This window comes from Brotaphodocola sp., assembly GCF_050873065.1.
Classification (GTDB): Bacteria; Bacillota; Clostridia; order Lachnospirales; family Lachnospiraceae; genus Brotaphodocola.
This window is the reverse complement of sequence record NZ_JBNMIC010000108.1, coordinates 1-3,553: the sequence shown is the minus strand read 5'-3', so window position 1 is coordinate 3,553 and position 3,553 is coordinate 1. Positions and strand designations below refer to the sequence as shown.

The following is a 3,553-nucleotide window of genomic DNA, read 5'->3' as shown; positions in this document are numbered from 1 at the left end:
TTGTTTTTGTTCTGAATTTCTCAATTCAAAGATGTCTTTACCAAAAGACTCTTTTTTATAAGAATTTTCAGGGTTTTAAACACTGTTCAATCTTTCATTTTCAAGGTTCAGTTTTTGTTGTTTGCCTATCTCTCTCGAAACAGCTTGTATATTTTATCAAACTCTTTCGTGTTTGTCAAGCACTTTTTTATTTTATTTTGAAGTTTTTCAACTTCTTTGTTGTTTGCATCTCAGCAGCAACTTTTATATCATATCAGATATCCGTCGATCTGTCAACAACTTTTTTATTTTTTCTTTTAATCAGTGCCCCTGTTTTCAGGGGCGAGGATTATAATATCACACCGCCAGACAAACGTCAAGCGTTTTTTCACTTTTTTCTGATTTTCGCGTTTTTTTTATTTTTCATGTTAATTTAAGTCGATACTCGCTAAGACTTGGCGCGCGATTCTGGTCAGCTCTGCTTGGATCTTCCTATCCAAATCACTGCGTATCCCCTCTGAGTTACATACTGTTTGTGCTATATATTACCAGAAGCTCCGTCTGTTTCATTCCATAATTTCGCCATCTCTTTTCCCATCCTCCCCTTGCTCTTCCCTTTTCTCTCTCAAATCAAATCTACCTATTTTCACCTTTTCTTTTATTTTTCCAATTTACGCACTTACAAAACATATTTTATAAGTATGATAAGTAGGGAATTTTTTCTCTGTTTTCTTGTATCTCTTCCCAAATAGGCGTATAATGGAGAAACACGCAGATGCAACATCGTTGTTTGATGGAACATCTGAAGTCAATCTACTTATAAAGAGAAGGGGTTTACACAATGGATCAATATTCAATCAACACAAAATGTGTTCAGGCCGGTTATAAGCCTGGAAACGGAGAGCCTCGGCAGATTCCGATCATTCAATCCACAACATTTAAATATGACACCAGTGAAGCAATGGGGCAGCTGTTTGATCTGGAAGCAAGCGGATATTTCTATTCTCGTCTGCAAAATCCAACAAACGACCATGTCGCTGCCAAAATCGCAGCTCTCGAAGGTGGTACCGCAGCAATGTTAACTTCCTCCGGACAGGCCGCTAATTTCTTTGCTCTGTTTAATATCTGCGAATGCGGAAGCCATATCGTCGCTTCCTCTTCCATTTACGGCGGAACTTTTAATCTGATTGCCGTGACCCTTGCAAAAATGGGAATCACCGCGACCTTTGTCTCTCCTGACTGCACTGAAGAAGAATTGAATGCCGCATTTCAGGAAAATACCCGTGCTGTCTTCGGTGAAACAATCGCTAACCCCGCTTTAACGGTACTCGACATCGAAAAATTCGCAAAAGCTGCTCATGCTCACGGAGTTCCGCTGATTGTTGACAACACCTTCCCAACTCCAATCAACTGTCGGCCGTTCGAATGGGGCGCAGATATCGTAACCCATTCTACAACCAAGTATATGGATGGTCATGGCGCAGCTCTGGGCGGCGCAATTGTCGACAGTGGTAAGTTCGACTGGATGGCTCACGCCGAAAAATTCCCGGGACTTTGCACACCGGATGAGTCCTACCATGGTATTACCTATGCAGAAAAATTTGGCAAGGAGGGCGCTTTTATCACAAAATGTACTTCTCAGCTCATGCGTGACCTGGGTTGTATGCAGGCTCCGCAAAATGCCTTCTATCTCAATCTCGGTCTGGAATCTCTTCACGTCCGCATGCCGCGCCATGTTGAGAACGGACAGGCAATTGCTGAATTCCTTGCTTCTCATCCAAAAGTAACCCACGTCAACTATCCGGGACTTCCAAGCGACAAATACTATACCCGTGCTCAGAAATATCTTCCAAATGGCGGCTGTGGCGTTGTCTCCTTTGAGCTGGAAGGCGGACGAACTGCTGCTGAAATTTTCATGAAACACTTAAAACTTGCTGCCATTGAGACTCATGTTGCGGACGCCCGTACCTGCTGTCTGAATCCTGCAACCTCCACTCATCGCCAGATGACGGATGAACAGCTTGCTGCCGCCGGAGTGCCAGCTGGTCTTGTTCGTATTTCCTGCGGACTTGAAGATAAAAATGATCTGATCGCTGATCTCGCACAGGCACTCAATGCGATCTAAAGCTCAGAATCTTCCAATAGTTTAGTTATCAACAGGCACAGCAAACTGTAAACAAAAAGGGGCATGTGAAAAAATGAGAAATCATTTTTCACACGCCCAAATTTTTCGTGTTTTTTGATATAGATCATGTTATTTCTTTTTATAAAACCATCCTATCAGGAATCTCATTATCTTAACTATTAACGGAGAACTCAAAACCACTAACATTACTGTGGTTACTGCGAGCAGGATAAGCACTCGGCAATGCGGTTTATTCCAAAACTCTCCATACATCCCCATCCACTTCACAATAAAACCGTGAAACAAGAATACAGGCATTGTATTTTGTCCCAAATAGCTCACACCTTTTACACATCTATCAGGAACCAACACAAATAAACAAATCAATAAAATCATTGCCATAATTAAGATTCCTAAACGAATCCAAAGATGATACCCTGCCGAATGATATGATAAACTATTGTAAAGCCAGCTGTTTTGCATTTGTCCATAATAATGCCACACTATTCCCATGCATCCTAGCACACAAATACCAGATAATACTCTCATCCATCTTTTCGCTTTTGCTGTTAAAAGCTCCGGAAATTCCCGCAGCCATACTCCGCACAGAAAAAATGGAAATAATACCAATGTTCGTGATAAGGAAAAATAATATCCAATCGTATCATCAAACCCACACAGCAACGCTATTATCAGTGAACAAACAATTATAATTCCACCGTTCTTTTTGTTTATTGGAATCGTTGATACAATCATTCCCCATTGGATCAAAGCAAAGAGATACCACATCAGCCAATACGGTGTGGTATACTGCAATATAAAATCCCCTTTTAAAACAACGTGTTGAAAAATCAGATACAATGTCTGGAAAATCACATACGGATAAATTAATTTTTTCCAGACACGTCCATCTTTCACTCCATTCCAACACAGACCCGACACGAAAGCAAAACCCGGCATATGAAATATATAAATCCAGCGATAAACGAACTCTGAATTTTGATAATATATAATCTCTGTTAAATGTCCAACCACTACTAATGTGATAAGCAATGCTCTCACATTATCAATTCGATAATTACGTTTCACTTTTATCTGTTCATTCACTTCTCCACTCTTTCTCCGCACAAAAAGCCGCCCAAATCGGACGGCTTAAATTTCACCCTAAAACAACAAAAAACCCTTGATTTACAAGGGTTTCTCACTCTAAGCTGCTGACGGGAATCGGACCCGTGACCTCCGCACTACCAATGCGACGCTCTACCGACTGAGCCACAGCAGCATATGCAATTTTCATTGCAAGAGCGTGAGACGGGACTCGAACCCGCGACCCCGACCTTGGCAAGGTCGTACTCCACCAACTGAGCCACTCGCGCATATTTGAATCGCATTTCTGCAATTCATACATGTACCTTCAAAACTGCACATTGAATCATCCGTAATTCTGTA

Annotated in this window: 2 protein-coding genes and 2 tRNA genes; 1 reads left to right on the top strand and 3 read right to left on the bottom strand. The window is 41.4% G+C overall.

The genetic code is table 11. The annotated features are described in order from the left end of the window. Positions 1-820 precede the first annotated feature (820 nt). Positions 821-2,104 carry an O-acetylhomoserine aminocarboxypropyltransferase/cysteine synthase family protein gene (locus ACR0QE_RS13230; RefSeq protein WP_432628800.1) on the top strand — a complete coding sequence of 428 codons (1,284 nt, stop codon included), beginning with the start codon at positions 821-823 and terminating at the stop codon, positions 2,102-2,104. Between the two features lie 129 nt (positions 2,105-2,233). Here ACR0QE_RS13230 and ACR0QE_RS13225 read toward each other — a convergent pair whose 3' ends face one another. From ACR0QE_RS13225 to ACR0QE_RS13215, 3 genes are all read right to left on the bottom strand, one after another. Then, the gene (locus tag ACR0QE_RS13225) at positions 2,234-3,211 is read right to left on the bottom strand and encodes an acyltransferase family protein (protein WP_432628799.1); all 978 of its coding nucleotides are present in this window, start codon (positions 3,209-3,211) and stop codon (positions 2,234-2,236) included. A gap of 102 nt (positions 3,212-3,313) precedes the next feature. Further along, positions 3,314-3,386 (bottom strand) — tRNA-Thr (locus ACR0QE_RS13220). Between the two features lie 21 nt (positions 3,387-3,407). Then, positions 3,408-3,480: transfer RNA gene (locus ACR0QE_RS13215), tRNA-Gly, on the bottom strand. Positions 3,481-3,553: the final 73 nt, after the last annotated feature.

Bases quoted from the DNA above. Each gene is read 5' to 3' on its own strand.
- ACR0QE_RS13230 (WP_432628800.1), top strand. From the start codon at position 821: ATGGATCAATATTCAATCAACACAAAATGTGTTCAGGCCGGTTATAAG.